The sequence below is a fragment of the Rhodococcoides fascians NBRC 12155 = LMG 3623 genome (genome assembly GCF_001894785.1).
Classification (GTDB): Bacteria; Actinomycetota; Actinomycetes; order Mycobacteriales; family Mycobacteriaceae; genus Rhodococcoides; species Rhodococcoides fascians.
This window is the reverse complement of record NZ_BCWW01000006.1, coordinates 1-26,256: the sequence shown is the minus strand read 5'-3', so window position 1 is coordinate 26,256 and position 26,256 is coordinate 1. Positions and strand designations below refer to the sequence as shown.

The following is a 26,256-nucleotide window of genomic DNA, read 5'->3' as shown; positions in this document are numbered from 1 at the left end:
GCGTAGTGGGTTCGTTGGATCGTATCGAGCGTCAGACGGTGGCGAGTGCCGGGTCGAGTTCGGCGTCGGTCGGTGCGTTCTTGCCCTTGATGAACTGCTTGGCGGAGACCACCAGGAATGCGGAGACGATGGTGCCCACGGCCAGCGAGACGATGAACCACAGGATGTTTCCGATGGCGAAGAACACGAAGATCCCGCCGTGGGGCGCGCTGAGGGTGACGTTGAAGGCCATGATCATGGCACCGGTGACTGCGCCGCCGGCCATCATCGAGGGGATGACGCGGAACGGATCGGCCGCGGCGAACGGGATGGCGCCCTCGGAGATGAATGCTGCTCCGAGGAACCATGCAGCCTTACCGTTCTCGCGCTCGGCCTCGGTGAACAGACGCGAACGAACGGTCGAGGCCAGTGCCATGGCCAGGGGCGGCACCATTCCGGCCGCCATGACCGCTGCCATGATGCGCAGTGAGGCGGTGTCGGTGACCGACAGGCCTGCAGTGGCGAAGGCGTAGGCCGCCTTGTTGACCGGTCCGCCGAGGTCGAAGCACATCATCAGGCCGAGAATGATGCCGAGGATGATCACCGAGGAACCGCTGAGTCCGTTGAGCCAGTCGGTCAGTCCACTGGTGATCGCGGCGAGCGGCTTGCCGAGCAGCAGGAACATGATCGCGCCGACGATGAGGGTGGCGAACAGCGGGATGATGACAACCGGCATAAGGCCACGCAGAACCGCGGGGATCTTCCACTTGCTGATCCACAGTGCGACGAAGCCGGCGATCAGGCCACCGACGAGACCGCCGATGAAGCCTGCGCCCACCAACACGGCCACTGCGCCGGCGGTGAAACCTGGTGCCAGACCTGGTCTGTCGGCTATGGCATAGGAAATGTAACCGGCCAGCGCGGGCACCAGGAAGCTGAAGGACAGCGCGCCGATCTGGAACAGCACGGCACCGAGGTAGGCGGCGATTCCGCCGTCGGGCAGCGAAGTGATGGAGTTGTTGACGACGATGTCCTCGGCGACATCCTTGATTTCGTACCCACCGAGCAGGAATCCGAGGGCGATCAGGAGTCCACCGGCGGCGACGAACGGAATCATGTAGCTGACACCGGTCAGCAGGATCTGACGCAGGCGGGTGCCCCATCCGAGCTCACCGGCAGAGTCGGTGGAGCCGGCCGCGACAGCGGTGCCGCCGACGCGAGCAGCATCCGGATTGAGAGCTGCGCGGAGCGCTTCGGTGACCATGACGTCGGGCTCGTTGATGGCGCGCTTGACGCCGGAAGAGATGACGGGCTTACCGGCGAATCGCTCACGGCCCTTGACGCCCACGTCGGTGGCGAAGATGACGGCCTCGGCACCGGCGATGAGTGCGGGGTCGAGGGGCGTGCTGCCGCTCGAGCCCTGAGTCTCCACGTGCACCGTGACACCCGCGCGCTCGCCTGCGGCGACGAGTGAATCGGCAGCCATGTAGGTGTGCGCAATTCCGGTGGGGCAGGCGGTGATTGCCACGATGTGCTTGGGCGAGGCGGATGTTGCCGTCTCGGGGGTGGCTGCAGGCGCACTGTGCTTCGCGGTGTCGACCGGCGCAGCTGCAGCGGTTGCGGCAACCGGCTTGGCGGCCGGGTTGATGACTCCGTCGACCAGCGAGACGATCTCGGCGGGCGAGGACGCGTTGCGCAGTGAGGTGACGAATTCGGGCTTGACCAGTGCCCGAGCCAGGCTGGAGAGCAGCTTCATGTGCGCCGAACCGGCTCCGGCCGGTGCAGCGATGAGGAAGACGAGGTCGGCGGGGCCGTCGGGGGCGCCGAAGTCGACCTTGGGGTTCAGGCGGGCGAAGCCGAGCGAGGCGCTCGTGACCGCCTCGGAACGGCAGTGCGGAATTGCGATGCCGCCGGGCAGGCCGGTGGCCGACTGGGCTTCGCGCGCAAGGGCTGCGTCGCGCAGGGCGTCGGTGTCGGTTGCGCGACCCGCGTGGGCCAGCACGCCTGCGAGGCGTTCGATGACGGCAGCTTTGGATTCGCCCAGATCGGCGTCGAGGAGGATCAGATCCTCGGCGATGATCGGCTGATCTTCGGTGGGGGTGGACATGGGGACTCCTAGAGACGGTTCGAAGAAGGGGAGAGCGTGGACGGGGTGACGGACGTGGAGATGTCGAGCGCGCGAACCGTCACCGAAGTCGGATGGGTCTGCTCGGGCAGGGGAAGCGTGGTGCCTGGAAGTGCGGTGGCTGCCGTTCCGTAGGCGACGGCGCGGCGAAGTTTGTCTGCGTCGGAACAGTTCTCGACGTCGGCCAGAATGTAGCCGGCCAGCGAGGAGTCTCCTGCGCCGACGGTGCTGACGGCCGTGATCGGAGGTGGGCTGGCGTACCAGGCACCGCCCTGGGTGACCAGGACTGCTCCGGCGCTGCCGAGCGTCGCCAGTACGGCACCTACTCCTCGGCCGAGAAGGATCGTCGCGGCGGAAACAGCGGCCGACGGATCACCCTGTGCCGCAGCGCTTTCCAACTCCTCGGAATCGTACCCGGTGAGCTGGGCGAGTTCCTCCGAATTGGGCTTGATCAGGTCGGGTGCCGATTCCGGAAACCGATCCGCGAGAGCGAGCAGCGGCTCGTCGGAGGTGTCCACCGCAACTTTGGCCGTGGTAGCGCGAAGGGCGACAACCAGTTCCGCGTACCACTCGACGGGCAGGCCGGGAGGAAGCGAACCCGACAGCACCACCCACTCGGCATCGACAGCGAGCGTGAGAATCCGGTCTCGCAGCTCGGCGCGTGTCTGCTCCGACACCGTTGCACCCGGCTCGTTGATCTTGGTGGTCGTGCCACCGATTTCGCTGACGGTGATGTTGGTGCGCGCCGGTCCGGACGTCGGAACTGCCGAGTATCGAACGCCTTTGGCGGACATCGCGTCGAGTAATGGATCGCCGACGTTGGCCGGCAGGACGGCCAGCGCCTCTACTCCCGATCCGCCGATGACGCGAGCGACGTTGACGCCCTTGCCACCCGGGTCGACGGCCGAGGACGACGCCCGGTGCACTCCGCCGCGGGTCAGTGGCGTCTCGAGCGTGACCGTGCGGTCCATGCTCGGATTGGCCGTGAGCGTGACCATCATGCGATCACCACCTCGATTCCTTTGTTGCTGAGTTGTTTACGGTCTTCGTTCGAGATGTCGCTGTCGGTGACGATGACGTCGATGGTGTCTACTCGGGCGAAACTCACCAGGTGCTCGCGGCCGATCTTCGACGAATCTGCCAGCACGACAACATGGTTCGCGGCGTCGACCATGGCGCGCTTGACCGCGGCTTCGTCGCTGTCGGGGGTGGACAGTCCGTGTCCGACGCTGATGGCGTTGGTTCCGATGAACGCAACGTCCACCCGTAGCCATTCGAGGGCGCGCAGTGCCTCGTCGCCCACAGCGGCCTGTGTCGTTCCTCGAACACGCCCGCCGAGCAATCGAAGACTGATGCTCGGCATGGTTGCGGCCCGGGCTGCGATCGGTACGGAATTGGTGACCATGGTGAGTTCGCGATCGTGCGGTAGCAGTCCCGCCAGGCGGCCGGTGGTGGTGCCCGCATCGAAGACCGCACTGCCGCCGACGGGTGGGAGGAACGACAACGCAGCCGCTGCGATCGCGTCCTTCTGGTCCGCGCGGGTGAACTCTCGTTCCGAGACGCCCGGCTCGAGTGTGGTCAACGCCGAGGCGGGTACCGCTCCACCGTGCACGCGGCGTACCACTCCCAGTCGATCGAGGGTGGCCAGATCGCGTCGCACGGTCTCGGTGGTGACGCCGTAGTTGGCGGCCAGGTCGTTGACGGAGACGCGTCCTTGCGTGCTGATCAGCTCAGCGATGGCGTGCTGTCTTTCTTCTGCGTACACCTGCGTCTCCTTCCCGGTTGATGTTGCTTTATGTTGTTTTACGCCCGTGTGTGTTGACATGTCAAGGGTTTGGAGTAATCTCGGTCACAACATCATCGGGAAGCCAGGTGCGGCACACTCATCTGACATCCGGGACGACAGACGTACACGCAGGATCCGAGGAGGACCACATGACGGGATCGGTCAGCACCGCATCGACCGGACACACCGATGCAGCACCTGCTGCAGATGGGACGTCGTCGATCGGAGCGGAGTCCACGACACTGCGCGGCACACCCGTCGTGCCCGGAGTCGGCTACGGACCCGTCATCCGTCCCGGGGCACGTCCGGCCATCCCGGCCGACACCGGTGAGGTGGCCGAAGCCGATCGGGAGTCCGAGAAGGCGGTGTTCGATGCAGCGGCGAACGCCGTCGCCACTCGATTGCGCGGACGCGCGGAGCTGGCGACGGGAGCCGCTTCGGAGGTGCTGTCGGCCAACGCCGCGATGGCAACCGACCGCGGATGGCTCGGTGCCGCTCGCGCCTCGATCGCCAAGGGCAGCACCGCCGTCACCGCCACTGCTGCCGCGACCGAGAAGTTCGCCGCCATGTTCACCCAGCTCGGCGGATTGATGGCCGAACGAGTGACCGATCTGCGCGACATTCGCGATCGCGTCATCGCCGAAATTCTCGGTGTGCCCGAGCCGGGTGTTCCCGTGCCGGCCGAACCGTCGGTACTGTTCGCCGACGACCTGGCACCCGCCGACACCGCGGGCCTCGACCCCACCCTCATCGTCGGCCTCGCCACCTCACTGGGCGGCCCGACCAGTCACACCGCGATCATCGCGCGGCAGCTGGGGATTCCCTGCATCGTGGCCGTCGCAGGCCTCGACGACATCGCCGCCGGCACGCATGCATCCGTGGACGGAACCAGCGGACGCATCGAACTGGAACCGGATGCCGACACCGCCCGCGCAGCAGTCGTCTCGGCCAGGGACGAATTGGACCGAGTGTCTCGGTGGACCGGGCCGGGCGCGACCTCCGACGGACATTCCGTCGATATCCTCGCCAACGTCCAGGACGGAGCCGGTGCCCGCGCAGCGCGCTCCAGCGCAGCCGACGGGGTGGGATTGTTCCGCACCGAACTGTGCTTCCTGGACCGCGATTCCGAACCGACCGTCGACGAGCAAGCCGAGATCTACGGCCAGGTCCTCGACGCGTTCGCAGGTAAGAAGGTCGTCGTCCGCACCCTCGACGCCGGCTCGGACAAACCACTTCGATTCGCCAACCACCCCGACGAGGCCAATCCGGCGCTCGGCATCCGCGGTATCCGTATCGCCGAAGCCGACCGCGGCATCCTGTACCGCCAGCTCGACGGCATCGCCGCGGCAGCCAAGGCGACCGAGTCCTCGCCGTGGGTGATGGCACCGATGATCGCCACCGCGCAGGAAGCACAGGACTTCGCCGCGGATGTGCGCGAACGCGGACTGACCCCGGGCGTCATGATCGAGATTCCCGCTGCCGCTCTGCTCGCCGAGCACATCCTCGAGCACGTGGACTTTCTGTCCATCGGTACCAACGACCTGGCTCAGTACACGATGGCCGCCGACAGGATGTCGGCGCAGCTGGCCGGTCTGACCGATCCGTGGCAACCGGCCGTGCTCGCACTGGTGGCGCACACGGCCGCGGCCGGCGCGAAGGTGGGCAAGCCCGTCGGTGTCTGCGGCGAGGCTGCCGCCGACCCCCTGCTGGCCTGTGTGCTGGTAGGAATGGGCATCACGTCGTTGTCCGCGGCCTCCGCCGCCGTCGCCCACGTCGGGTCCAAGTTGGCGACCGTGACCCTCGATCAGTGCAAGGCCGCCGCTGCCGCTGCACTGAAGACCGACAGCACCGCCGCAGCCCGTGAGGCAGTGAGCGCGATCCTCGGGTGACGCAATAGTCTCTTCCCATCATGAGAACTATGGGTTGGACGCTGCACGGAAACGGACGAACCGTCGACGCTGGGGCGGTGGTCGCGCCGGACGAACGGTTGTCGTGGCCACGCACTGTCGGCATCGGGATGCAGCACGTCGTCGCGATGTTCGGGGCGACACTGTTGGTTCCGACCATCACCGGGTTCCCGGTCTCGACGACGCTGCTGTTCTCGGGCATCGGTACCGCGCTGTTCCTGATCATCACGCGCGGGCGGGTACCGAGCTACCTCGGGTCGTCGTTCGCCTTCCTGGCTCCACTCGGTGCGACCGCAGCCGATGGTCCGGCTGCGCAACTCGGTGCCGTTCTCTGTGTCGGCGTCGTGCTGGCTGCGATCGGCTTCGTCGTGAAGTTCGCCGGAGCGCGGGTACTCGACGCAGCGATGCCGCCCGTCGTCACCGGTGCGGTGGTCGTATTGATCGGGCTCAATCTGGCCCCTGCCGCGACGACTTCGTTCGAGGCGCAACCGCTCGTCGCGGCCGTCACCCTGGTGGCGATTCTCCTCGCGACGGCCGTCGGTCCCGGTCTGGTGGGTCGGCTCGGAATCCTGCTCGGCGTCGTCGTGGGCTGGGTATTCGCTGCCGTCACCGGCGGTATCGCGCAACCACGACTCGATGCTCTGAGCGCCGCGAGCTGGATCGGGTTACCCGAGTTCCGTGGCCCGTCCTTCCAGCTGTCGGTGATTCTGGTGGCGCTGCCGGTGGTGATCGTCCTCGTCGCCGAGAACGTCGGACACGTCAAAGCCGTCGCGGCGATGACCGGAAAGAACCTCGACGACGTCGCCGGTGACGCTCTGATCGCCGATGGGTTGGCGACCACCCTCGCCGGTGCGGCCGGTGGATCGGGAACCACCACGTACGCGGAAAACATCGGCGTCATGGCCGCCACCCGCGTGTACTCGACCGCGGCGTACTGGGTTGCCGCGATCACCGCGATCGTGTTGGCGTTCTCGCCCAAGTTCGGTGCGCTGATCTTCACCGTCCCGGACGGTGTCATCGGTGGAGCGACACTCGTGCTCTACGGACTCATCGGACTGCTCGGCGTTCGAATCTGGACCGATGCCAAGGTGGATTTCACCGATCCGGTGAACCTCACCGTCGTCGCCGCCGCACTCGTCGCCGGAATCGGCGACCTGACGCTCTCCGTCGGATCGGTCGAACTCGGTGGTATCGCGTGGGGATCGCTGGGCATCCTCGTGGGATACCCGATCGTCTCGGCGTTGGCCCGAGGGAGAACGACTCGACGACGCTAGCAGGGGCGGTCACGGATCGCGCACGTTTTGGTCATCGACCCCCGGTGCACCGCGAACGTACTGTTGAACGGTGACGTCAGTCGCACCGACGACCGCGCTGTGACACCCCTTTCTCGTGGTCGAGGACGGTGCGCACCGAACAAGGAGACCCGCGTGGAACGCACACTTTTCGAGCCCGAGCACGAGCTGTTCCGGGAGTCGTACCGGAAGTTTCTCGAACAGCACGTAGCCCCCAATCACGCGAAGTGGGAAGAGCAGAACATCGTCGACCGCGGCGTCTGGGTAGAGGCCGGCAAGCAGGGCTTCCTCGGGACTGCCGCACCGGAGGAGTTCGGCGGCGGCGGCGTCAAGGACTTCCGCTACAACGCCATCGTCACCGAGGAAACCACCCGCGGCGGCTACAGCGGCATCGGCTTCACCCTGCACAACGACGTCGTCGCGCCGTACTTCATCGAGTTGGCCAACGACGAGCAGAAGCAGCGGTGGCTGCCCGGATTCTGCTCCGGTGAGCTGATCACCGCGATCGCCATGACCGAGCCGGGTACCGGTAGCGACCTGCAGGGCATCAAGACCAAGGCCGTTCGGGACGGCGACGACTGGGTACTGAACGGCTCGAAGACGTTCATCACCAACGGCATCAATGCCGATCTGATCATCGTCGTAGCGTGCACCGACCCCGAGAAAGGTGCCCAGGGCTTCAGCCTGTTGGTCGTAGAGCGCGACATGCCCGGATTCGAGCGTGGTCGCAACCTCGACAAGATCGGCATGAAGGCCCAGGACACCGCGGAACTCAGCTTCACCGACGTTCGGGTTCCTGCCGCCAACCTGCTCGGCGAAGAAGGCATGGGCTTCATCTACCTGATGCAGAACTTGCCTCAGGAGCGGCTCTCGATTGCCGTCGTCGCCGCTGCAGCCATGGAATCGGCACTGGAGATGACCATTCAGTATTGCCGTGACCGCAAGGCATTCGGTAAGTCGATCGGAAAGTTCCAGAACACGCGATTCGTGTTGGCGGAACTCGCTACCGAAACCACCGCCACCCGCATCATGGTCGACAAATTCATCGAACTGCTCAACGACGGCAAGTTGACCGTGCAGGAAGCTGCCATGGCCAAGTGGTGGACCACCGAGAACCAGGTCAAGCTCATCGACCGGTGCCTTCAGCTGCACGGTGGGTACGGCTACATGAAGGAGTACCCGATTGCCAAGGCGTACATGGATTCTCGGGTACAGACCATCTACGGCGGCACCACGGAGATCATGAAGGAGATCATCGGTCGCGGACTGAATCTCTGATTCTTTCCATCGTTCAGGACCGACGAGAAGGGCCGCAGCATCTGTGCTGCGGCCCTTCTTCGTTGTGTCCGAACAGAGTTCAGAGCTTGCGCATCACGGTGACGACCTTGCCGAGAATGGCGGCATTGTTGCCCGGGATCGGCTCGAACAGTGGGTTGTGCGGCATGAGCCACACCTCACCCTTGGAACGCTTGAACGTCTTGACCGTGGCCTCACCCTCGATCATCGCCGCGACGATGTCGCCGTTGTCGGCCACGGACTGTTGACGCACCACCACCCAGTCGCCGTCGCAGATCGCCGCGTCGATCATGGACTCGCCGACGACCTTGAGCAAGAACAACGATCCCTGACCGACCAACTCGCGGGGGAGTGGGAACACGTCCTCGACGGCTTCCTCCGCCAGAATCGGTCCACCCGCGGCGATCCGTCCGAGAACCGGCACGAACGTCGGCGTCGGCAACCGATCCTGCTCGTCGGACGCTGCCGAACCGTCCACCGCCGCCGCGGCCTGATCGGCCTGCACCTCGTCCAGTCCGCGTACGTCCACAGCGCGAGGGCGGTTGGCGTCGCGCCGCAGGAACCCCTTGCGTTCCAGGGTGCGAAGCTGATGTGCGACGGACGACGTCGACGTCAGGCCCACGGCATCGCCGATCTCTCGAATGCTGGGTGGGTATCCGCGCTCGGTGACCGAGGCCCGGATGACCTCCAACACCTTCCGTTGCCGCTCGGTGAGCCCTGCACTGATGTCGGTGCCCACCTCCATGGCCTTCGGGGTCGGCTCGGCAGCCGGCTTTCCGGCTGCAGCCTTGCCGACCGTCGAGGATCCGGCTCGCGTGGAACCAGCTTTCGTGGAACCCGTCGTACTGGAACCGGTGATGGACCTCGTCGAGGTCTCGTCCTTCATGCTGTCGGCCTCCTGCTGATGCGGCTGGATTCGGTCTACGCGGTATCGATCCACGCGGACTGGAGTTGATGATGTCGACTCGTGTGGCGTGTGGTTTCTGACACGAATCTAGCGTGTATCAGCTGTTGAATCAAACATCTGTTCGACTCGTGTCGCGTTTTCTACAGACTTTGTCGGAGGCGCGTGATAGAACTTCGAACAAGCGTCCATCGAACGCCTGATCGAACAATCGATCCAACGAGCAAAGACGAGGTTCCGATGACCATCACCACCGATCGTCCCACCACTGCCGGTATGCGTTCGCGATCCGGTGTCGTCGAGCGTCGTCGGCGCTCGCGGCCCGCGCTGCAGAACCACGCGCGTCGGACGCAGAACGGCCCGTGCTTGCCTGTCGTGGACGAGTCCTGGACCGACGTCACCGATCGCGAGATGGCGGATCGAGACTTCGACGACACCTCGGCCCATTTCGCGAGCCAGACCGTGCGCCCACGCTCTCTCGTTCTGTGGATGTTGGCTGTGGTCGTCGTGGCCGGCGGTCTGATCGGCATCGCGAATCTGAGCGCGACCACACCCGACGCGTCCACTCAGCCCGCCGGCGCGGTCATGGTTCACGACGGAGCGCTCGTCGAGTACGCACCCAGCAGATGACCACCGGCACCATGGTGCCCAGCGTGGCTGAGTATCCTCAAAGACTGCCCCGACGCGCACGTTCGTCGTCGGAGTATCGGCTACGACGGAGGCTCCCTCATGCATTGCCCGTTCTGCAGACACCCCGACTCACGCGTGGTGGATTCGCGTGAAATGGACGAGGGTCAGGCAATACGGCGACGCCGGTCCTGCCCCGAGTGCGGTCGACGCTTCACCACCGTGGAGGCCGCCGTGCTCGCCGTCGTGAAACGCAGTGGTGTGACCGAGCCGTTCAGTCGGGAGAAGGTCGTCAAAGGAGTTCGTCGCGCCTGCCAGGGCAGAGACGTCGACAACGACGCGCTGAACCTGCTGGCTCAGCAGGTCGAAGACAATATTCGCGCGGCCGGTTCGGCCGAGATTCCCAGCAACGAAGTGGGCCTGGCCATTCTCGGACCGCTACGCGATCTCGACGAAGTGGCCTACCTGCGTTTCGCATCGGTCTACCGCTCGTTCAGTTCGGCAGAGGACTTCGAGAAGGAAATTCACGAACTCCGCAAACATCGAGAGTCCGCCGACGTCGAGTGACCCGCGGGCCGATCAGCGAGACTGATCGGCGATCGCCTTCTCGATGCGCTTCTCCGATACCGGATACGCGGTACGAATTCCCTGCGCGAACAGCCCCACCCGCAGCTCCTCGATCATCCAGAACAGCTCCTGCACACCCGAGCTGTTCTTCCTGCTCTCCGGAAGCGAATCCAACAGCCGCCCGTACGAGCCGTACACCCGGTCGAGAACGTCCATCGCCGCAGCGTCGCGGCCCGCGCTGCTCGGCAGAGTGGACAGCCGCTTCGTCGCCGCAGCGAGATAGCGTGGCAGATCTGCCAACCGTCGAGAACCGAATTCGGTGACGAAACCGCGAAAGATCAAGCCGTCGAGCTGTACTCGGACATCGTCGGCCGGCTCACCCGATGCGCTCTGCAACTGGGCCGACAGAGCCAACGCAGCCGTCAGGACCGGTCGAACCAGTGCGAGAACAGCAGCAGTACGCCGCGGAACCTCCGCGTCCACCAGTGCCCTGAGCTTGTCGAACTCGGCCGGATCGCGAACCGGTCCGCCGTGCGCGTCCATCGCTTCTTCCACAGCGAGCGCACGGCACTCCTCGAGCAGCGCATCGACGCCGCCGTACGGGTTCTGGCCGAGCGCAAGACGTTCGGCGGTCGGCAGCCCGGCCAACAGCGCCTTCGTTCCCTTCGGTGCCGTGGCGAGCAGCAGAGTGCGGGTGCCCGCGCGCATGGCTGCTCGTTGCTGGGCGGGGGTACTGAGCACTCGCACCGCCACGCCCGAACCCTCGGGTACCAACGCCGGGTACCCGGTGACCTTCTGCCCGCCCACGTCTCGGGTGACCGTGGGTTCCAAACGGCCCAACGTGCCCGAGGTCCACGCCAGCGCCGGGGCGCGCTCCGCGTCGCCGACCGCACGTGCGACCTGTCGGCCGACCTCACCGGCCAGACCGGCGCGCAGCGCAGTCAGATCCTTGTTGCTGCCGAGCACGGTCCCGGACGGGTCGACCGCGGCGAACGTCATTCGCAGGTGATCGGGTAGCGCCGCAGTGTCGAAGTCCTTCGCGGTGATGTGGCACTGTGCGGCCCGTGAGAGTTCTCGGGCCAGAGCCGTCACGAGTGTTTCGGCCCGCGGTTTCATCACTGCCAACGCTGCCGCAGCGAAGTCCGGTGCCGGAACCACATTGCGTCGCAATGCCTTCGGTAGCGTCTTGATCAAGGCGGTGACGAGCTCGGCGCGCATCCCGGGCACCAGCCAGTCGAAGCCGACCGGCTGTACCTGAGCGAGCAGTGCGATGGGAATCCGCGCGGTGACGCCATCAGCGGCCGTGCCGGGCTCGAATTGATACGTCAGTGGGAATTGAATGTCACCCTGTCGCCACGCGTCCGGATACGCACCCGTCAGTACCGACGCGGCGTCCGAGTTGACGACGGTGTCCGTAGTGAAGTCGAGCAGGGACGGATCTTGCCGGCGAGCCTTCTTCCACCAGGTGTCGAAGTGTCGCGCAGACACGGCTTCCGGGGCGATGCGGGCGTCGTAGAAATCGAACAGTGCGTCGTCGTCGACGACGATGTCCCGTCGCCGAGCACGATGTTCGAGCTCGCCGACGTCGTCGAGCAGAGCCCTGTTCTTGTGAAAGAACCCGTGCTGGGTCTTCCATTCGCCCTGAACCAGGGCATGCCTGATGAAGAGCTCGCGAGAAGCCTCGGGATCGATGCGGTGATAGTTGACCGGGCGCTGCGTCACCAACGGGATGCCGTACAACGTCACCCGTTCGTAGGCCAGCGCCGATTCCCGTTTGATCGACCAGTGTGGTTCGGAATACGTGCGCTTCACCAGATGCGGTGCCAACCGTTCGGCCCATTCCGGTTCGATGCGGGCGGCCATCCGGCCCCACAGTCGTCCGGTCTCGACCAGTTCTGCAGCCATGACCCAGCGCGGTGGCTTCTTGAACAGACCTGACCCGGGGAAGATCGCGAAATGTGCTCCGCGGGCACCCAGAAATTCACGCTTGTCGCCCTCTCTGAGGCCGACGTGCGAGAGCAGGCCCGACAGCAGGGACTGATGCAGTGCGTTCTCGCTCGACTCTGCGTCGGGCACTGTCCATCCGAGGCCGCGAGTGATCTGGCGGAGTTGTCCGTGCAGGTCCTGCCATTCGCGGATCCGCAGGTAGTGCAGGAACTCGGTGCGGCACATGCGTCGGAACTGGTTGGAAGACAGCTCGTCTCGCTGCTGCCGCAGATACTTCCACAGCTGCACGTACGCCAGGAAGTCCGAATTCTCGACGGCGAAACGGGCATGCTTCTCGTCTGCAGCCTGTTGGTGCTCGGCGGGACGCTCCCGCACGTCCTGAATCGACAACGCCGCCACCACCACCAGCGCGTCACGAAGCGATCCGTTGCCGTTGGCCTCGACCAACATTCGTGCCATTCGAGGATCGACAGGAAGGGCGGACAGTTCGCGGCCGATCGGGGTGAGCTCGGCAGTGCCGTCCTTCGTGGCCGGCTTCAGTGCTCCGAGTTCTTCCAGCAAGCCGATACCGTCGCGGATGCTGCGTGGATCCGGCGGCTCGACGAAGGGAAACGCGTCGATCTTGCCCAATCCGAGCGCGGTCATCTGCAGAATGACCGAGGCCAGATTGGTGCGCAGAATCTCCGGCTCGGTGAACTGCGGACGAGATTCGAAGTCTTCCTCCGAGTACAACCGGATACAGATCCCGTCGGCGACGCGTCCGCAGCGACCCGCCCGCTGGCGCGCAGACGCCTGTGAAATCGGTTCGATGGGCAGCCGCTGCACCTTGGTGCGCAACGAGTATCGCGAGATGCGCGCGGTGCCCGGGTCCACGACGTAGCGGATGCCGGGGACCGTCAGCGACGTTTCTGCCACGTTCGTCGACAGCACGACCCGGCGTCCCGAGTGCGGCGAGAACACCCGATGCTGTTCGGCGGCAGAGAGTCTGGCGTACAGCGGCACGATCTCGGTGTTGCGGAGATTGCGATCGGCCAGCGCGTCCGCGGTATCGCGAATTTCGCGTTCACCGGACAGGAACACCAAGATGTCGCCGTCACCCTCGGACATCAGCTCGTCGACGGCCTGGCAGGTGGCATCGACGGGATCGAGGTCGATCGTCGTTTCTCCCGCGTCGACCGTCAGGGGCCGATACCGCATCTCGACCGGGAACGTACGGCCGGATACCTCGATGATCGGTGCTGCGACTCCGTCACGTGCGAAATGTTGCGCGAATCGCTCCGGATCGATGGTCGCCGACGTGATGACGATCTTGAGATCGGGTCGCCGGGGGAGCAGTTGCGCGAGGTATCCCAGGATGAAGTCGATGTTCAGGCTGCGCTCGTGCGCCTCGTCGATGATGAGGGTGTCGTACTGGCGGAGCAGTCGGTCGCGTTGGATCTCGGCCAGCAGAATGCCGTCTGTCATCAGCTTGACGAGGGTCGAATCGGAGGATTGATCGGTGAATCGAACCTTGTAGCCGATCGATTCGCCCAGTGGTTGACCCACCTCCTCGGCGATGCGCTCGGCAACGGTGCGCGCCGCCAACCTTCGGGGCTGCGTGTGACCGATCGAGCCGCGGATTCCGCGCCCCAGTTCGAGGCAGATCTTGGGAATCTGGGTGGTTTTGCCGGACCCGGTTTCACCGGCGACGATGACGACCTGGTGGGCAGCGATCGCTGCGGCGATGTCGTCCTTGCGCGCGCTGACGGGCAACGCCTGCGGATATTCGAGGGTGGGCACTGCCGCTCGACGTGTGGAGATGACGGCTTCTGCGCGAGTTACGTCGCGTTCGAGCGCGGCGACGGCGTCCTCGGTGCGGGCCTTGTCGAGACGTCGTCGGAGCCGGTTCTCGTCGCGGATGGTGAGCTGTGCAACACGTGCGGCGAGTGCTCGTCGATCACCGGACGAATTCGAGGTAGACATACTCGTACCAGGATATCCGTTGCGCGGTACTCACCCGAACTCCGTCCGGGAACGAACCGATGCACTCGCCGAATTCGACGTGACTACTGTGTAGCGCATGTCTTCCGACCTGGATCCAGCCGCCTCCACGCACACCTCCGCGCTGTGGCACGGCTTCGCCGACATGGGCAACGTCACCGCCAATGGGCCGTTCGTCGTCTCGCGAGGCGAGGGTGCGTACATCTTCGACAACGAGGGCAACCGATACCTCGACGCCACCGCCGGTCTGTGGTTCACCAACGTCGGTCACGGTCGCCGCGAGATCGCCGACGCCGTTGCCGCGCAGCTGAGCTCGATCGCGCACTACTCCAACTTCGGCGACTTCGTGCCCGAGACCACGTTGGCACTGGCCGATCGTCTCGCCGCCATCGCACCGGTGCCGGGCAGCAAGATCTTCTTCACCTCGGGCGGATCGGACTCCATCGACACCGCGGCGAAGCTTGCGCGCCGCTACTGGGTCGAAATGGGACGGCCGTCCAAGAAGATCATCGTCGGGCGGCAGAAGGCCTACCACGGCATGCACGTCGCGGGCACCGCGCTCGCCGGCATTCCGGTCAACAAGGAGAACTACGGCGAGCTGATGCCGGACGCCAGAACAGTGGCGTGGGACGACGCGAAATCGCTTCTCGCGCTGATCGAAGAGGTCGGAGCCGAGAACGTCGCCGCCTTCTTCTGCGAACCGGTGATCGGAGCGGGTGGAATCTACTTGCCTCCCGAGGGCTACCTACGTGAGGTACGGCAGATCTGCCGCGACAACGACGTGCTGTTCGTCGCCGACGAAGTGGTGACCGGATTCGGCCGGATCGGCGGTAGTTGGTTCGCCTCCACCCGCTTCGAGCTCGAACCCGACCTGATGACGACCGCCAAGGGGTTGACGTCGGGCTACGTCCCGATGGGCGCCGTGTTCATCGCTCCGAAGATCGCCGAACCGTTCTTCGCAGGCGGAGTCTGGTGGCGTCACGGCTACACCTACGGTGGCCACGCAGGTGCAGCCGCCGCAGCGATGGCCAATCTCGACATCATCGAGCGCGAGGACCTGCTGAGTCACTCCAAGCGCATCGAAGCCGCACTGCACACCCACCTCGCGCCCCTGGCCGACCACGATCGGGTCGCGGAAGTCCGCAGCGGCATCGGCGCTGTCGCTGCCGTTCAGCTCGCCGACCCGGCGGAGGCATTACCGTTCGTGAAAACGTTGAGAGCTCATGGTGTTTCGGGCCGCGCGGCCGGACAGGGTGCAATGCAGATCTCGCCGGCGTTCGTCATGACCGACGCCGAGATCGAGGATATGGCCTCGCGCATCCTCAGTGCGCTCGGCTGAACCGGAGTCTGCTCAACAGCTGCTTCCCCCGCGAGAGCGGGGGAGCAGGTTCGGGTTCCGGCTCAGCGGAGATTGCAGCGAACCGCCGGTGCAGCTGATCGCGCACTTCGTCGGGCGCATACGCGCGCCGCTTGCGCTCGGACCGCACCACCAACGCCCCGGTGGCCGCAACCCCGGCCATCCCGGCGAGACCGAGAGCTTTCCAGACGTTCATGCGGCAACCGTACCGCCACGAGATCTAGGGTTGGTCCATGAATCCGTCGCGAATCAGCCTCGATACCGCTGTGGATGCCACCAGAACCGGCGACATCTGGATCTTCCGCGGCCACTCGTCGGCGGACCGCGCAATCCAGGCTTTGACGAACAGCCCGGTCAACCACGTCGGTATGGCCGTCGTCCTGGACGACCTCCCGCCGCTGATGTGGCACGCAGAGCTCGGAAAGTCGTTGCAGGACATGTGGACCGGAAACTTCCAGCGTGGAGTGCAGCTGCACGACCTACGCGCTGCCGTCACGCACTGGGCCCAGCGGTATCAACAGCGTTGTTGGCTGCGGCAATTGGACGGATACGCCGGTCGTTCCCCAGGCTCCACTCCGGCCGTGACGAAGGAGCAGGAAGACGCGCTGCTTCGCACCATCGCGCGGATGGACGGAACGGCTTTTCCGACCACCGCGGCGCTCGCCGGTCGGTGGTTCCGTGGACGCGTGCCGGCGCTCCGGAAGAACGCGCAGGAGAGCGCTGCGCTCGAAACCGCGTACTGCGCCGAAGTTGTTGCGATGACCTACGACTCGATGGGTCTGTTGACGGGAAACAAGAAAGTCAACTGGTTCGATCCAGGAAAGTTCTGGAGCGGCGACCGTCTGCCACTGGCGGAAGGGGTGCGTCTGGGTGAGGAAATCGAAGTGGACGTGCCCGTCACACCGTGATCGAGTCGTCGTCGACGCTTCGGCCCCCGAGCTCCACCCACCCATCCTCGTCGACTGTGGTCCACAGCGCAGACCCCGCACCCTGGACGATGTTCAGGCCCCGACCGAGCTCGGCAGTGAGCCGGACGGCGGCAGCACCTGTTGCCTCGTCCTCGGCGATTCCCATCATCGGCGCGAACATGCGCGAGCGCAGTTCGGCGCGCTGCTCGTCGGTCCAGGCCCAGATGTAGTGGTGGCCACTGTCGTAGGTGTTCGGATCTGCCGCTGCCACCTCGGCTGCGTCGTGGACCTGATGAAACGTGAACTGCGGAGTCCACTCGGCGCGTGCACGCACCCAGGTGAGCTCGCCGTCGTAGCGGATGTCGAGCGTGGCAGCGGGGACGGTGAGCGTCTGCACCGAGTGTCCGTTGTTGCGAAGCCACCAGGACAATCCGACCGTCGGATGTCCGGCGAACGGGAGCTGCGTCGCCGGGGTGTAGATCGTTGCCGACGCGGTACCAGGTGACGAGCGATCGACGAACACCGTCTCGCTGAAACCCAACTGCCTAGCAACATCCTGCCTGTCGCTCTCGCCTACAGCCTGTGCGTCAACGATGCCCAGTGGATTACCGAACCTGCCGTCGGCATCGGTGAACACTCGGACGACGGACACTTCGATAGCCATGCGGGGACGTTACCAATACGTCGTCGAGGCGTCTCGATCGACGACGAACGGGGACCCGCCGCAGCGGATCCCCGTTTCGACCTGTTCAGCGGAACCTCAGACGGAGGCACCGTCGAGTACGCGGCCGGCCTCGACGGCCTGCGCGACACCCGCGACGATCGATGCGGCGCGAATCGCCTCGAAGATCTTCTCGCGGTCGACGCCCTCGGCGCGCAGAGTCTTCTCGTGCGCCTCGAGGCAGTGGTTGCATCCGTTGACGGCCGAGACCGCGAGCGACCACAGCTCGAAATCGGCCTTCTCGACGCCAGGGTTGCCGATGATGTTCATACGCAAGCCGGCACGTAGATCGTCGTACTTTCCGTCCAGGTAGCCCTTGGTGCGGTAGAAGACGTTGTTCATACCCATGATCGACGCGGCACCCAGAGCGGCGTTGTACGCCTCGGCCGACAACGAGTCGGCGGCGTCCTCGGCGATCTCTTTCAACGTGGTCGAGGACTTCGACGCGGCGGCCACCGAAAGCAATGTGCCCCAGAGCTGTTGCTCGCTGAGCACGGTGGACCGCACGATCGAACCGAGGTTGAGCTTGAGGTCCTTCGCGTATTCGGGGACGGCGTTCTTCAAATTGTCGATCGACATGTCAGACGCTCGCCGTCAGTAGTTCGCCGGCGTCGATGGTGGGATCGCCCTTCTTCCAGTTGCAGGCGCACAGCTCATCCGACTGCAGTGCGTCCAGTACTCGAAGAACCTCGTCCACATTGCGACCGACCGATCCGGCGGTGACCGAGACGAACTGGATCTCGTTGTTCGGGTCCACGATGAAAGTGGCCCGGTCGGCGACGCCGTCGGCATTGAGAACACCGGTGGCAGCGGCCAATTCGCGCTTGAGATCCGAGAGCATCGGGAAGGGGAGCGTCTTGAGCTCGTCGTGCTGCGCGCGCCACTGGAAGTGCACGAATTCGTTGTCGACGGAGGCACCGAGGACCTGCGCGTCACGATCTTCGAACTCGTCGTTGAGCTTGCCGAATGCTGCGATCTCGGTGGGGCACACGAACGTGAAGTCCTTGGGCCAGAAGAAGACGATGCGCCACTTTCCGGCGTGGTCGTCGCTGGTGACGGTGGTGAAGTAGTCGTCGGGCTGCTGCGCGTTCACCTTGGACAGGTCGCCGCCGATGACGGCGGTGAGATTGTATGCGGGGAACTGGTCGCCGATTGTCAACAGTGCCATGTGGTCTCCTCGTGTCGAAATGATCGCGTCGGTTCCGTCGGGAAGCGGTTCGGCTCGGTGGCGATTGTGCAGCCGCACGAGCTCGACCGACCTGGACGAGTGTGCCAAAAATGGGCCGAAAGGTAAACGTGATGAGTGGCACTGGACCGACAGGCGTGCCCGATCGGCCCTGTCGGCCGACGCAGTCTTGTCCGCGATCCGCGCACTACTGCTATTTCGTAACGGCAGCAACGCAATTGGTCTCGGATCCGTATCGGGCCGTCGAAAACTAGGTACCTGCCCAACCAGCCGTGTACACGGAGCGTTTCGTCCCCGTCGTACTGCCCGGTCGTTCACTCGGCGGACGCGCCCCGACCGTTGCCGCGCAACGCAATTCGGGTCGAGAGCACGGAACGGGTCGGCCATAGCCGACTTCGCCACGCTCGCAGGCCTTCTCGCGCACGAGGCGCACGCATCAGCCGGGCGTGACGACGATCTCGTCGAACACGATTTCTCCGGCCGCGTCGGATTCGGCGAGGTCGATGACAGCATCGAGGGACCAGCCGTGGTCGCCGTCCGGATCTTCGAGTACCTGGCGGACCGTGGTGGATTCCGCACCGACGTTCAGGGTGAACAGCGCCGGTCCGCGAGCCGAGGGGCCGGTGCCGATGAACCCGTACTCGGCGAAGAACGGCTCCAACTCCTCCTCCCAGTCCGGCCCGTCGTCCAGGTCGTCGAGCGCGTTCCACTGACGACGCGCCGCCAGATCGACCCTTCGAAAGATCGCGTTACGGGCCAGGATTCGGAAAGCCCGTGGATTCGCCGAGATCGGACGCGGTGCATCGGACCCGTACGCCTCGACCAGGGCTTCCGGTTCAGCACCGGGATCGGTCAGGTTCTCCCACTCGTCGAGCAGGCTGGAATCGACTTGCCGAACGAGCTCGCCCAGCCACTCGGTGATGTCTTGGACCTCCTCGGTGCGCGATTCCGGCGGAACCGTCTGGCGCAGAGTGCGGTACGCGTCGGCGAGGTAGCGCAGTACCAGGCCCTCCGAGCGCATGAGGCCGTAGTGACTGATCAGCTCCGCGAAGGTCATCGCGCGCTCGACCATGTCACGGACGACGGACTTGGGCGACAGGCCCACCTCGGAGAGCCACGGGTGAGACCCGCGGTAGATCTCGAAGGCCGGAACGAGCAGCTCGGCAAGGGGTTTCGGCCAGGTGACCTCTTCGAGGAGTTCCATCCGCTCGTCGTACTCGATGCCGTCGGCCTTCATCTGGGCCACCGCTTCGCCGCGTGCGGCATGTTGCTGCGCCATCAACACCTGGCGGGGATCGTCGAGCGTCGACTCGATGATCGACACCACGTCGAGCGCGTGGGTGGGGGAGTCGACGTCGAGCAACTCGAACGAGGCCACCGCGAACGTCGACAACGGCTGATTGAGCGCGAAGTCCGGCTGCAGGTCCACCGTCAGCCTGGCATGGCGACCGTCCGCGTCCGGCTCGGCCAACTGTTCGACGATTCCGGCCTCCACCAGGCCGCGGTACAGCGACAGCGCACGCAGGATGTGCTTGCGCTGAGCCGGCCGGGTCTCGTGGTTGTCCTCGAGCAGATGACGCATCGCGTGGAAGCAATTACCTGGCCGCGCAATGACATTGAGCAACATCGCATTGCTGACCGAGAACCGGGACGTCAACGGCTCCGGGCTCGCCGCGATTATGCGCTCGAACGTCGGCTCGCCCCACGAGACGAAGCCGTCGGGTGCCTTCTTGCGCTGTACCCGCTTGAGCTTCTTCGGGTCGTCACCGGCTTTGGCCACGAGCCGCGCATTCTCGATGTCGTGCTCGGGTGCCTCGACCACGACGGTGCCGAGGGTGTCGTACCCCGCGCGGCCCGCGCGTCCCGCGATCTGATGGAACTCACGCGCCCGAAGCTTGCGTGTTCTGATGCCGTCGTATTTGGTGAGTCCGGTGAACAGCACGGTCCGGATGGGAACGTTGATGCCCACGCCCAACGTGTCGGTACCGCAGATCACCTTCAACAGACCGTCCTGCGCCAGTTTCTCCACCAGCCTGCGGTACTTGGGAAGCATGCCGGCGTGATGCACCCCGATACCGTGACGAACCAGTCTGGACAGCGTCGACCCGAAGCCGGTGGTGAAGCGGAAATTGCCGATGGCCTCGGCTATCGCGGCCTTCTCTTGCTTGGACGCGACATTGATGCTCGTCAGGGCCTGAGCGCGTTCGAGTGCCGCTGCCTGGGTGAAGTGCACGACGTACACCGGAGCCAGGTGCGTCTGCACCAGCTCCTCGATCGTTTCGCCGATCGGGGTGGTGACATACGAGAACATCAACGGGACAGGCCGCTCGGTACCGGAGACGACGGTGGTCGTGCGGCCGGTACGTCGGGTCAGATCGTCGCGGAAGAACGAGACGTCGCCCAACGTCGCCGACATGAGCAGGAACTGGGCGTTCGGCAGTTCGATCAGAGGTACCTGCCAGGCCCACCCCCGGTCCGGTTCCGAGTAGTAGTGGAACTCGTCCATGATCACTTGGCCGATGTCGGAGTCGGCGCCCTGCCGCAGTGCCAGGTTCGCGACGATCTCGGCAGTGGCGCAGATGATCGGCGCACCGGAATTGACCGACGCGTCGCCGGTCATCATGCCGACGTTCTGCGCTCCGAAGATCTCGCACAGGGCGAAGAACTTCTCGCTGACGAGCGCCTTGATCGGCGCGGTGTAGAAACTGCGAATGCCTGCGGCCATGGCCGCGAAGTGGGCACCGATGGCGACCATGGACTTTCCGGAACCGGTCGGCGTGGCCAGGATGACGTTGGATCCCGACACCAGCTCGATCAGCGCCTCTTCCTGCGCGGGATACAGCGTCAGGCCCCGGTCCGAGGCCCAGGTGGTGAACGTATCGAACAGGACGTCCGGGTCCACGCCGTCGGAGGTGGCGGCGGAAACGTCGGGTATCAGTTCGGTGAGGAGCACCTCTACAGGCTATGTGTCGGTGACGGCGGTTCCGAATCGACACCGAACGCCTGCGACCGGAGCGTCAGGTCGCGCTTCGCTCGTCGGAACCCATGGCCCCGAGCACGGCCATCCTGGTGCTCGAGCTGCCGCTGATCATGTCCTCGCCGACGCCGGTGATGAGCAGGTTGCGCCAGCGCACCTCGTCGAAACTGAGCGAGGGAGTCGAGTCGATGAAGTCCTCGAGGACCTGAAGGAAGCGCATCGGATCGTCGCGAAACGGGAAGTGTCCGGAATTGTCGAACACTTCCAGCTTCGAACCGGGCATGGCGGAATGAGCCAGCCGGGCGTGCGCCACCGGGATCACCGAGTCCTGCTCACCCCACACCAGCAGCACCGGCAGATTCTCGGTGAGATAGCAGCGGTCCAGCATCGTGACCACCTGGCCACGCCAGTCCACCACGGCACGCAACGTCCGTAGGTAGGCCTCGTACGTCGTCGGCGCAGGCAGTTCGCTCAGCACTCGGATCAGATCGGGGGTGTCGTGCAGCATCGACCCCGGTCGCAGTGGGGAGCTGTGCAGTTTGCTCAACAGGCCGCCGGCCAGCTTGACCGCCGGTATCGCGCCCGGCAAGCGCAGCAGCTTCACCGCCTCGGACAGGAACGGCATCGACGCCAGTCGCAGAAGGGGGTGCACGTCCTTGGTCACTCCGCCCGAGGACACCAACGCGAGGCGATCGACCATGTGCGGGAACTGATAGGCGAACTGCATCGCCACCCCGCCGCCGAGCGAATGGCCCACCACGGTGACGTGCTCGATGCCCAGAACGGACAACAGATCGCGCATACCGTTGGCATACGCGGCAACGGAATAGTCAGCCCGAGGTTTGTCGGAGCGGCCGTGGCCCAGGAGATCGGGTGCGATCACCGTGTAGCTCTTGGCGAGGTGCGGGATGACCTCGTTCCACGTCTCGGAATTGTCACCGATCCCGTGGATCAGCAGCAGCACAGGGCCCTCACCGGCCATGCGAAAGGCCCGCCGATAGCCGTGAATGGTCCGAAAGATCAGCCGCGGTTCCTCGTCGGGAACCGGCCGGAGCTTACGACTGCGCGGAGTAGTGGACATTCGCGCCTCCTGATTCCCTGGTGCGCCGACGTACGGCGCAGTACGTCGTCGCTGCTCACGAGAGCGCAGCAACACAGACGACGGTTGTGTGTTGCTACGACTCTCGCACGAGATCGGGCTCGGGGCAGAGCATCGGGCGTATTGCGGGTTACAGGTATGTTGCGATCCGCCGGGGCTGTCGCATATGACTGGATCCCGCTGCTTTCGCTGTGACCAGCTCCACAACTACCGGGGTGCTTGTCCGTCTCCGTCGTCGAGGCCGGCCTGCTCGGCCAGGAACCGCTCGAACTCGGCACCCAGCTCGTCGCCGCTGGGGAGCGGCTCGTCACTGGCCAACAGCGTGGACTGTTGTTCCTGCGCGGCGACATACGTGTCGTACTGGCGCTCGAGCGCCTGTACGACCGACTGCACTTCCTCGTTTCCGGTGATGTGCTCGTTGACCTGCTCCCGGACGCGAGCCGCGGCCTCGCCCAACGCTGCCAACGGTAGATCGAGCTCGGCAGCTTCACCGACGTTCTCGAGCAGCGTTTCCGCAGCCCCCGGGTAGTCCGTCTGCGCGAGATAATGGGGGACGTGTACCGAGAACCCCATCGATTCGTGGCCGTGCTGTGCCATCCGTAGTTCGAGCAAGGACGACGCACTACCGGGCACCTGCAGCTCGCCCGCCCAGCTGTTGCCTTCCTTGACCAACGCCCTGTCGCTCGCGTGCGCGGTGACGCCCAGCGGGCGGGTGTGCGGAATGGCCATCGGGATGGAGCCGAGACCGATCGTGCGCCGCACTCCGAGCTGCTCGGCAAGCAGTCGCACTGCCGTCGTGAACTTCTCCCATCGCAGATCGGGCTCCATGCCTGCTAGAAGAAGGAAGGGGGTCCCCACGTTGTCCTTGACGGCATACAGGTTGAGCTCGGGAGCGTCGTAATCCGAGAAATGATCGGACTTGAACGTCATGGTCGGCCGACGGGACCGGTAATCGATCAACTCGTCGACATCGAAGGAGGCCACCAGCTCGGTTTCGAGACTCTCCCGCAGATGGGTCGTCGCAAGCTTCACGGCATGGCCGGCGTCGGAGAAACCTTCCAGCCCGTGCACCAGCACGGGCCCGACTCCGTCGTTGGAGAAAATTTGAGGTGCCGGAAATTCCAGCTCGTACATCTTCGACTGTTCGGTCATGGCCGGGCCCCTTTCGGATCGACTCGTCGATGCCTCGACGCGAGCATCGGGTCAGAATACGCGGACCGTCTGCTCGAGCCGCATACACGCCGACGTCGATCGTGGTGAATCACTACCCGACAGAACAACCGCGGAACCGTCGTTCATTCCCGGTCGGCGATTCGGTCCCCCCGTCGACGCATCAGCGGTCGAAATTTGCCAGGGCTCGGATCTTGTTGGTGACGTCCAGAGCGGCGACCTTGTACGCATCGGACAACGTCGGATAGTTGAAGACCGCGTCGACCAGGTAGTCGACGGTGCCGCCGCACCCCATGACAGCCTGACCGATGTGCACCAGATCCGTGGCTCCCGAACCGAAGATGTGCACGCCGAGAATAGAACGGTCCTCGGTGGAGACGAGCAACTTGAGCATCCCGTACGAGTCCCCGGCGATCTGGCCACGGGCGAGTTCGCGGTATCGCGACACACCGACCTCGTAAGGAATGGATCCCTTCGTCAGATCGACCTCCGTCGCGCCGACGTACGAGACCTCGGGGATGGAGTAGATGCCGATCGGTTGGACGTCGGTGAGCTGCGCGCTCGGTTCCCCGAACGCGTGATACGCCGCCAACCTGCCCTGATCCATCGACGTCGCCGCCAACGCCGGAAACCCGATGACGTCGCCGACGGCATAGATGTGGTCCACCTTGGTCTGAAAATGCTCGTCGACGAAGATGCGCCCACGGGCGTCGGCTTCGAGGCCCGCGTTCTCGAGTTGGAGGGCCGTGGTCAGCCCCTGGCGACCCGCCGAGTACATCACCGTCTCCGCCGGGATGCGTTTGCCGCTGGCAAGGGTCGTCACCGTGCCGTTCGGCCCGACGTCCACCGCCGTGACTGCTTCACCGAAGCGGAACGTCACCGCGAGATCGCGGAGGTGGAACTGCAGGGATTCGATGATCTCGCGATCGCAGAAGTCGAGCATCGAATCGCGTTTCTCGACGACGGTCACCTTGGTGCCCAGGGCGGCGAACATCGAGGCGTACTCGATGCCGATCACGCCGGCACCCACGACGACCATCGACGCCGGGATGAACTCCAAGTTCAGAATGCCGTCGGAGTCCAACACCCGATAGTCGTCGAATGCGACGTCGGCGGGTCGCGCGGGGGCGGTGCCGGTCGCGATCACCACGTTGGCGGCCGAGACCGTGATGCGCTCGCCCCGGGCCTCGTCCTCGACGACGATGGTGTGTGCATCCAGAAACTTGCCGACCCCGGTGATCAGCTCGATGCGGTTACGGAGCAGTTGCGAGCGCACCACCTCGATTTCCTTACCGATCACATGCTGGGTTCGGGCCAGCAAGTCGGCGGGAGTGATGTCTGCCTTGACGCGGTAGCTCGCGCCGTACAGCTCTCGCTGATTCATCCCCGTCAGATAGAGAACGGCTTCTCGGAGTGTCTTGGACGGAATGGTTCCGGTGTTGACGCACACGCCGCCGAGCATGTGGCCCTTCTCCACGATCGCCACTCGCTTGCCGAGTTTCGCGGCCGCGATCGCGGCCTTCTGGCCGCCGGGGCCCGAGCCGATGACCACCAGGTCGTATTCCATGGGTGCAGACATCGTTCATAGGTACCGCTCGCACGAGAAGACTGTGTGCCCGCTCGGTCACGAGCGTGTGAATTCCGCGGCTCGTCCCACCGAACGAATGCAGATGTCGCCACGTGACGATGCGTTGTGCGAGGCTGAACCGAGCACGCAACACACGATTTTCAGTGGAGGAATACATGCCGCAGCAGGTCCGCGCCGTCGTCGCCAAGAGCAAAGGCGAGCCCGTCTCGATCGAAACGATCACCATTCCCGATCCCGGCCCGAACGATGTCGTGGTCACCATCGCCGCGTGCGGGGTGTGTCATACCGATCTGCATTACCGCGAGGGCGGCATCAATGACGAGTTCCCGTTCCTGCTCGGCCACGAAGCCGCAGGCACCGTCGAAACCATCGGCGATGCTGTCACTCATGTCGAGGTCGGTGATTTCGTGGTGTTGAACTGGCGTGCGGTGTGCGGGGAATGCCGAGCCTGCAAGAAAGGCACCCCCTGGTATTGCTTCGACACCCACAATGCGTCGCAGAAGATGACTCTCGCCGACGGCACCGAACTCTCCCCGGCGTTGGGGATCGGGGCGTTCGCCGACAAGACCCTCGTCCACGAAGGCCAGTGCACCAAAGTCGACCCGGACTCCGATCCGGCGGTGGTCGGGTTGCTCGGGTGTGGGGTGATGGCCGGGTTGGGTGCGGCGATGAACACCGGCCACGTCTCGCGCGGGGATTCCGTCGCCGTGATCGGGTGCGGCGGTGTCGGGGATGCTGCGATCGCCGGAGCCCGCCTGGCGGGGGCGTCGACGATCATCGCCGTCGACCGCGACAAGAAAAAACTCGACTGGGCTCTCGAACTCGGTGCCACGCACACGG

The 26,256-nt window shown here is 64.9% G+C and carries 21 protein-coding genes; 8 read left to right on the top strand and 13 right to left on the bottom strand.

Features of this window, described 5'->3' with window-relative positions; all coding sequences use genetic code 11:
* Window positions 1–31: 31 nt before the first annotated feature.
* The 3 genes from RFA01S_RS13375 to RFA01S_RS13365 are packed head-to-tail and all read right to left on the bottom strand — an operon-like array spanning window position 32 to window position 3,869.
* Complete coding sequence (locus tag RFA01S_RS13375; RefSeq protein WP_032366477.1) at window positions 32–2,086, bottom strand: PTS fructose transporter subunit IIABC; 2,055 nt, start codon at window positions 2,084–2,086, stop codon at window positions 32–34.
* Window positions 2,087–2,094: 8 nt separating this feature from the next.
* Window positions 2,095–3,105: a 1-phosphofructokinase family hexose kinase gene (locus tag RFA01S_RS13370; protein ID WP_032370129.1), complete on the bottom strand. Its 1,011-nt coding sequence runs from the start codon at window positions 3,103–3,105 to the stop codon at window positions 2,095–2,097.
* On the bottom strand, window positions 3,102–3,869 hold the full coding sequence (locus RFA01S_RS13365; RefSeq protein WP_027496851.1) for a DeoR/GlpR family DNA-binding transcription regulator: 768 nt from the start codon (window positions 3,867–3,869) through the stop codon (window positions 3,102–3,104). Before RFA01S_RS13365 ends, RFA01S_RS13370 begins: the two co-directional genes overlap by 4 nt.
* Before the next feature lie 242 nt (window positions 3,870–4,111).
* Here RFA01S_RS13365 and ptsP point away from each other — a divergent pair, with 242 nt between their 5' ends.
* From ptsP to RFA01S_RS13350, 3 genes are all read left to right on the top strand, one after another.
* Complete coding sequence (ptsP, locus tag RFA01S_RS13360; protein WP_032407126.1) at window positions 4,112–5,779, top strand: phosphoenolpyruvate--protein phosphotransferase; 1,668 nt, start codon at window positions 4,112–4,114, stop codon at window positions 5,777–5,779.
* 20 nt (window positions 5,780–5,799) lie between these two features.
* On the top strand, window positions 5,800–7,071 hold the full coding sequence (locus RFA01S_RS13355) for a uracil-xanthine permease family protein (protein WP_032400221.1): 1,272 nt from the start codon (window positions 5,800–5,802) through the stop codon (window positions 7,069–7,071).
* A gap of 153 nt (window positions 7,072–7,224) precedes the next feature.
* Window positions 7,225–8,367, top strand: coding sequence for an acyl-CoA dehydrogenase family protein (locus tag RFA01S_RS13350; RefSeq protein ID WP_027496854.1), 1,143 nt, complete (start codon window positions 7,225–7,227; stop codon window positions 8,365–8,367).
* Window positions 8,368–8,446: 79 nt separating this feature from the next.
* Here RFA01S_RS13350 and lexA read toward each other — a convergent pair whose 3' ends face one another.
* Complete coding sequence (gene lexA / locus RFA01S_RS13345) at window positions 8,447–9,130, bottom strand: transcriptional repressor LexA (protein ID WP_027496855.1); 684 nt, start codon at window positions 9,128–9,130, stop codon at window positions 8,447–8,449.
* Between the two features lie 399 nt (window positions 9,131–9,529).
* Here lexA and RFA01S_RS13340 point away from each other — a divergent pair, with 399 nt between their 5' ends.
* Together RFA01S_RS13340 and nrdR are read left to right on the top strand one after the other, a co-directional pair.
* On the top strand, window positions 9,530–9,919 hold the full coding sequence (locus RFA01S_RS13340; RefSeq protein ID WP_032407088.1) for a hypothetical protein: 390 nt from the start codon (window positions 9,530–9,532) through the stop codon (window positions 9,917–9,919).
* Between the two features lie 99 nt (window positions 9,920–10,018).
* On the top strand, window positions 10,019–10,483 hold the full coding sequence (gene nrdR, locus RFA01S_RS13335; protein ID WP_027496857.1) for a transcriptional regulator NrdR: 465 nt from the start codon (window positions 10,019–10,021) through the stop codon (window positions 10,481–10,483).
* Between the two features lie 12 nt (window positions 10,484–10,495).
* Here the strand turns inward: nrdR and hrpA are convergent, their stop codons facing one another.
* The gene (gene hrpA / locus RFA01S_RS13330) at window positions 10,496–14,392 is read right to left on the bottom strand and encodes an ATP-dependent RNA helicase HrpA (RefSeq protein WP_032407089.1); all 3,897 of its coding nucleotides are present in this window, start codon (window positions 14,390–14,392) and stop codon (window positions 10,496–10,498) included.
* A 97-nt stretch (window positions 14,393–14,489) separates the two neighbouring features.
* Between hrpA and RFA01S_RS13325 the strand changes: the two genes are divergently transcribed.
* Window positions 14,490–15,749, top strand: a complete 1,260-nt coding sequence (locus RFA01S_RS13325) for an aminotransferase family protein (protein ID WP_032391489.1) — start codon at window positions 14,490–14,492, stop codon at window positions 15,747–15,749.
* Here RFA01S_RS13325 and RFA01S_RS13320 read toward each other — a convergent pair.
* The gene (locus RFA01S_RS13320; RefSeq protein WP_027496860.1) at window positions 15,733–15,963 is read right to left on the bottom strand and encodes a hypothetical protein; all 231 of its coding nucleotides are present in this window, start codon (window positions 15,961–15,963) and stop codon (window positions 15,733–15,735) included. The genes RFA01S_RS13325 and RFA01S_RS13320 overlap by 17 nt on opposite strands.
* A 37-nt stretch (window positions 15,964–16,000) precedes the next feature.
* On the opposite strand from RFA01S_RS13320, the gene RFA01S_RS13315 reads away from it, so the two are divergent.
* Window positions 16,001–16,675 (top strand): hypothetical protein, encoded by a 675-nt coding sequence (locus RFA01S_RS13315; RefSeq protein ID WP_032407090.1) that lies wholly within the window; start codon window positions 16,001–16,003, stop codon window positions 16,673–16,675.
* On the opposite strand, the gene RFA01S_RS13310 is transcribed toward RFA01S_RS13315, so the two are convergent.
* The 7 genes from RFA01S_RS13310 to sthA form a co-directional block, all read right to left on the bottom strand.
* Entirely contained in the window at window positions 16,665–17,339 is a 675-nt protein-coding gene (locus RFA01S_RS13310) for a PhzF family phenazine biosynthesis protein (protein ID WP_032370134.1), read from the bottom strand. The two genes, RFA01S_RS13315 and RFA01S_RS13310, sit on opposite strands and share 11 nt — an antisense overlap.
* A 96-nt stretch (window positions 17,340–17,435) precedes the next feature.
* Window positions 17,436–17,975, bottom strand: a complete 540-nt coding sequence (gene ahpD / locus RFA01S_RS13305) for an alkylhydroperoxidase, AhpD family (protein ID WP_032372559.1) — start codon at window positions 17,973–17,975, stop codon at window positions 17,436–17,438.
* A 1-nt stretch (window position 17,976) separates the two neighbouring features.
* Window positions 17,977–18,564, bottom strand: a complete 588-nt coding sequence (locus RFA01S_RS13300; RefSeq protein ID WP_032366622.1) for a peroxiredoxin — start codon at window positions 18,562–18,564, stop codon at window positions 17,977–17,979.
* Window positions 18,565–19,018: 454 nt separating this feature from the next.
* The gene (locus RFA01S_RS13295) at window positions 19,019–21,535 is read right to left on the bottom strand and encodes a DEAD/DEAH box helicase (protein WP_027496866.1); all 2,517 of its coding nucleotides are present in this window, start codon (window positions 21,533–21,535) and stop codon (window positions 19,019–19,021) included.
* 64 nt (window positions 21,536–21,599) lie between these two features.
* Window positions 21,600–22,640, bottom strand: coding sequence for an alpha/beta fold hydrolase (locus RFA01S_RS13290; RefSeq protein ID WP_027496867.1), 1,041 nt, complete (start codon window positions 22,638–22,640; stop codon window positions 21,600–21,602).
* 225 nt (window positions 22,641–22,865) lie between these two features.
* Window positions 22,866–23,810: a proteasome assembly chaperone family protein gene (locus tag RFA01S_RS13285; protein WP_027496868.1), complete on the bottom strand. Its 945-nt coding sequence runs from the start codon at window positions 23,808–23,810 to the stop codon at window positions 22,866–22,868.
* Between the two features lie 181 nt (window positions 23,811–23,991).
* On the bottom strand, window positions 23,992–25,407 hold the full coding sequence (gene sthA / locus RFA01S_RS13280; protein WP_032407091.1) for a Si-specific NAD(P)(+) transhydrogenase: 1,416 nt from the start codon (window positions 25,405–25,407) through the stop codon (window positions 23,992–23,994).
* A gap of 164 nt (window positions 25,408–25,571) precedes the next feature.
* Here sthA and RFA01S_RS13275 point away from each other — a divergent pair.
* The coding region (locus tag RFA01S_RS13275; protein WP_139278444.1) for an alcohol dehydrogenase catalytic domain-containing protein at window positions 25,572–26,256 on the top strand (685 nt) is incomplete at its 3' end.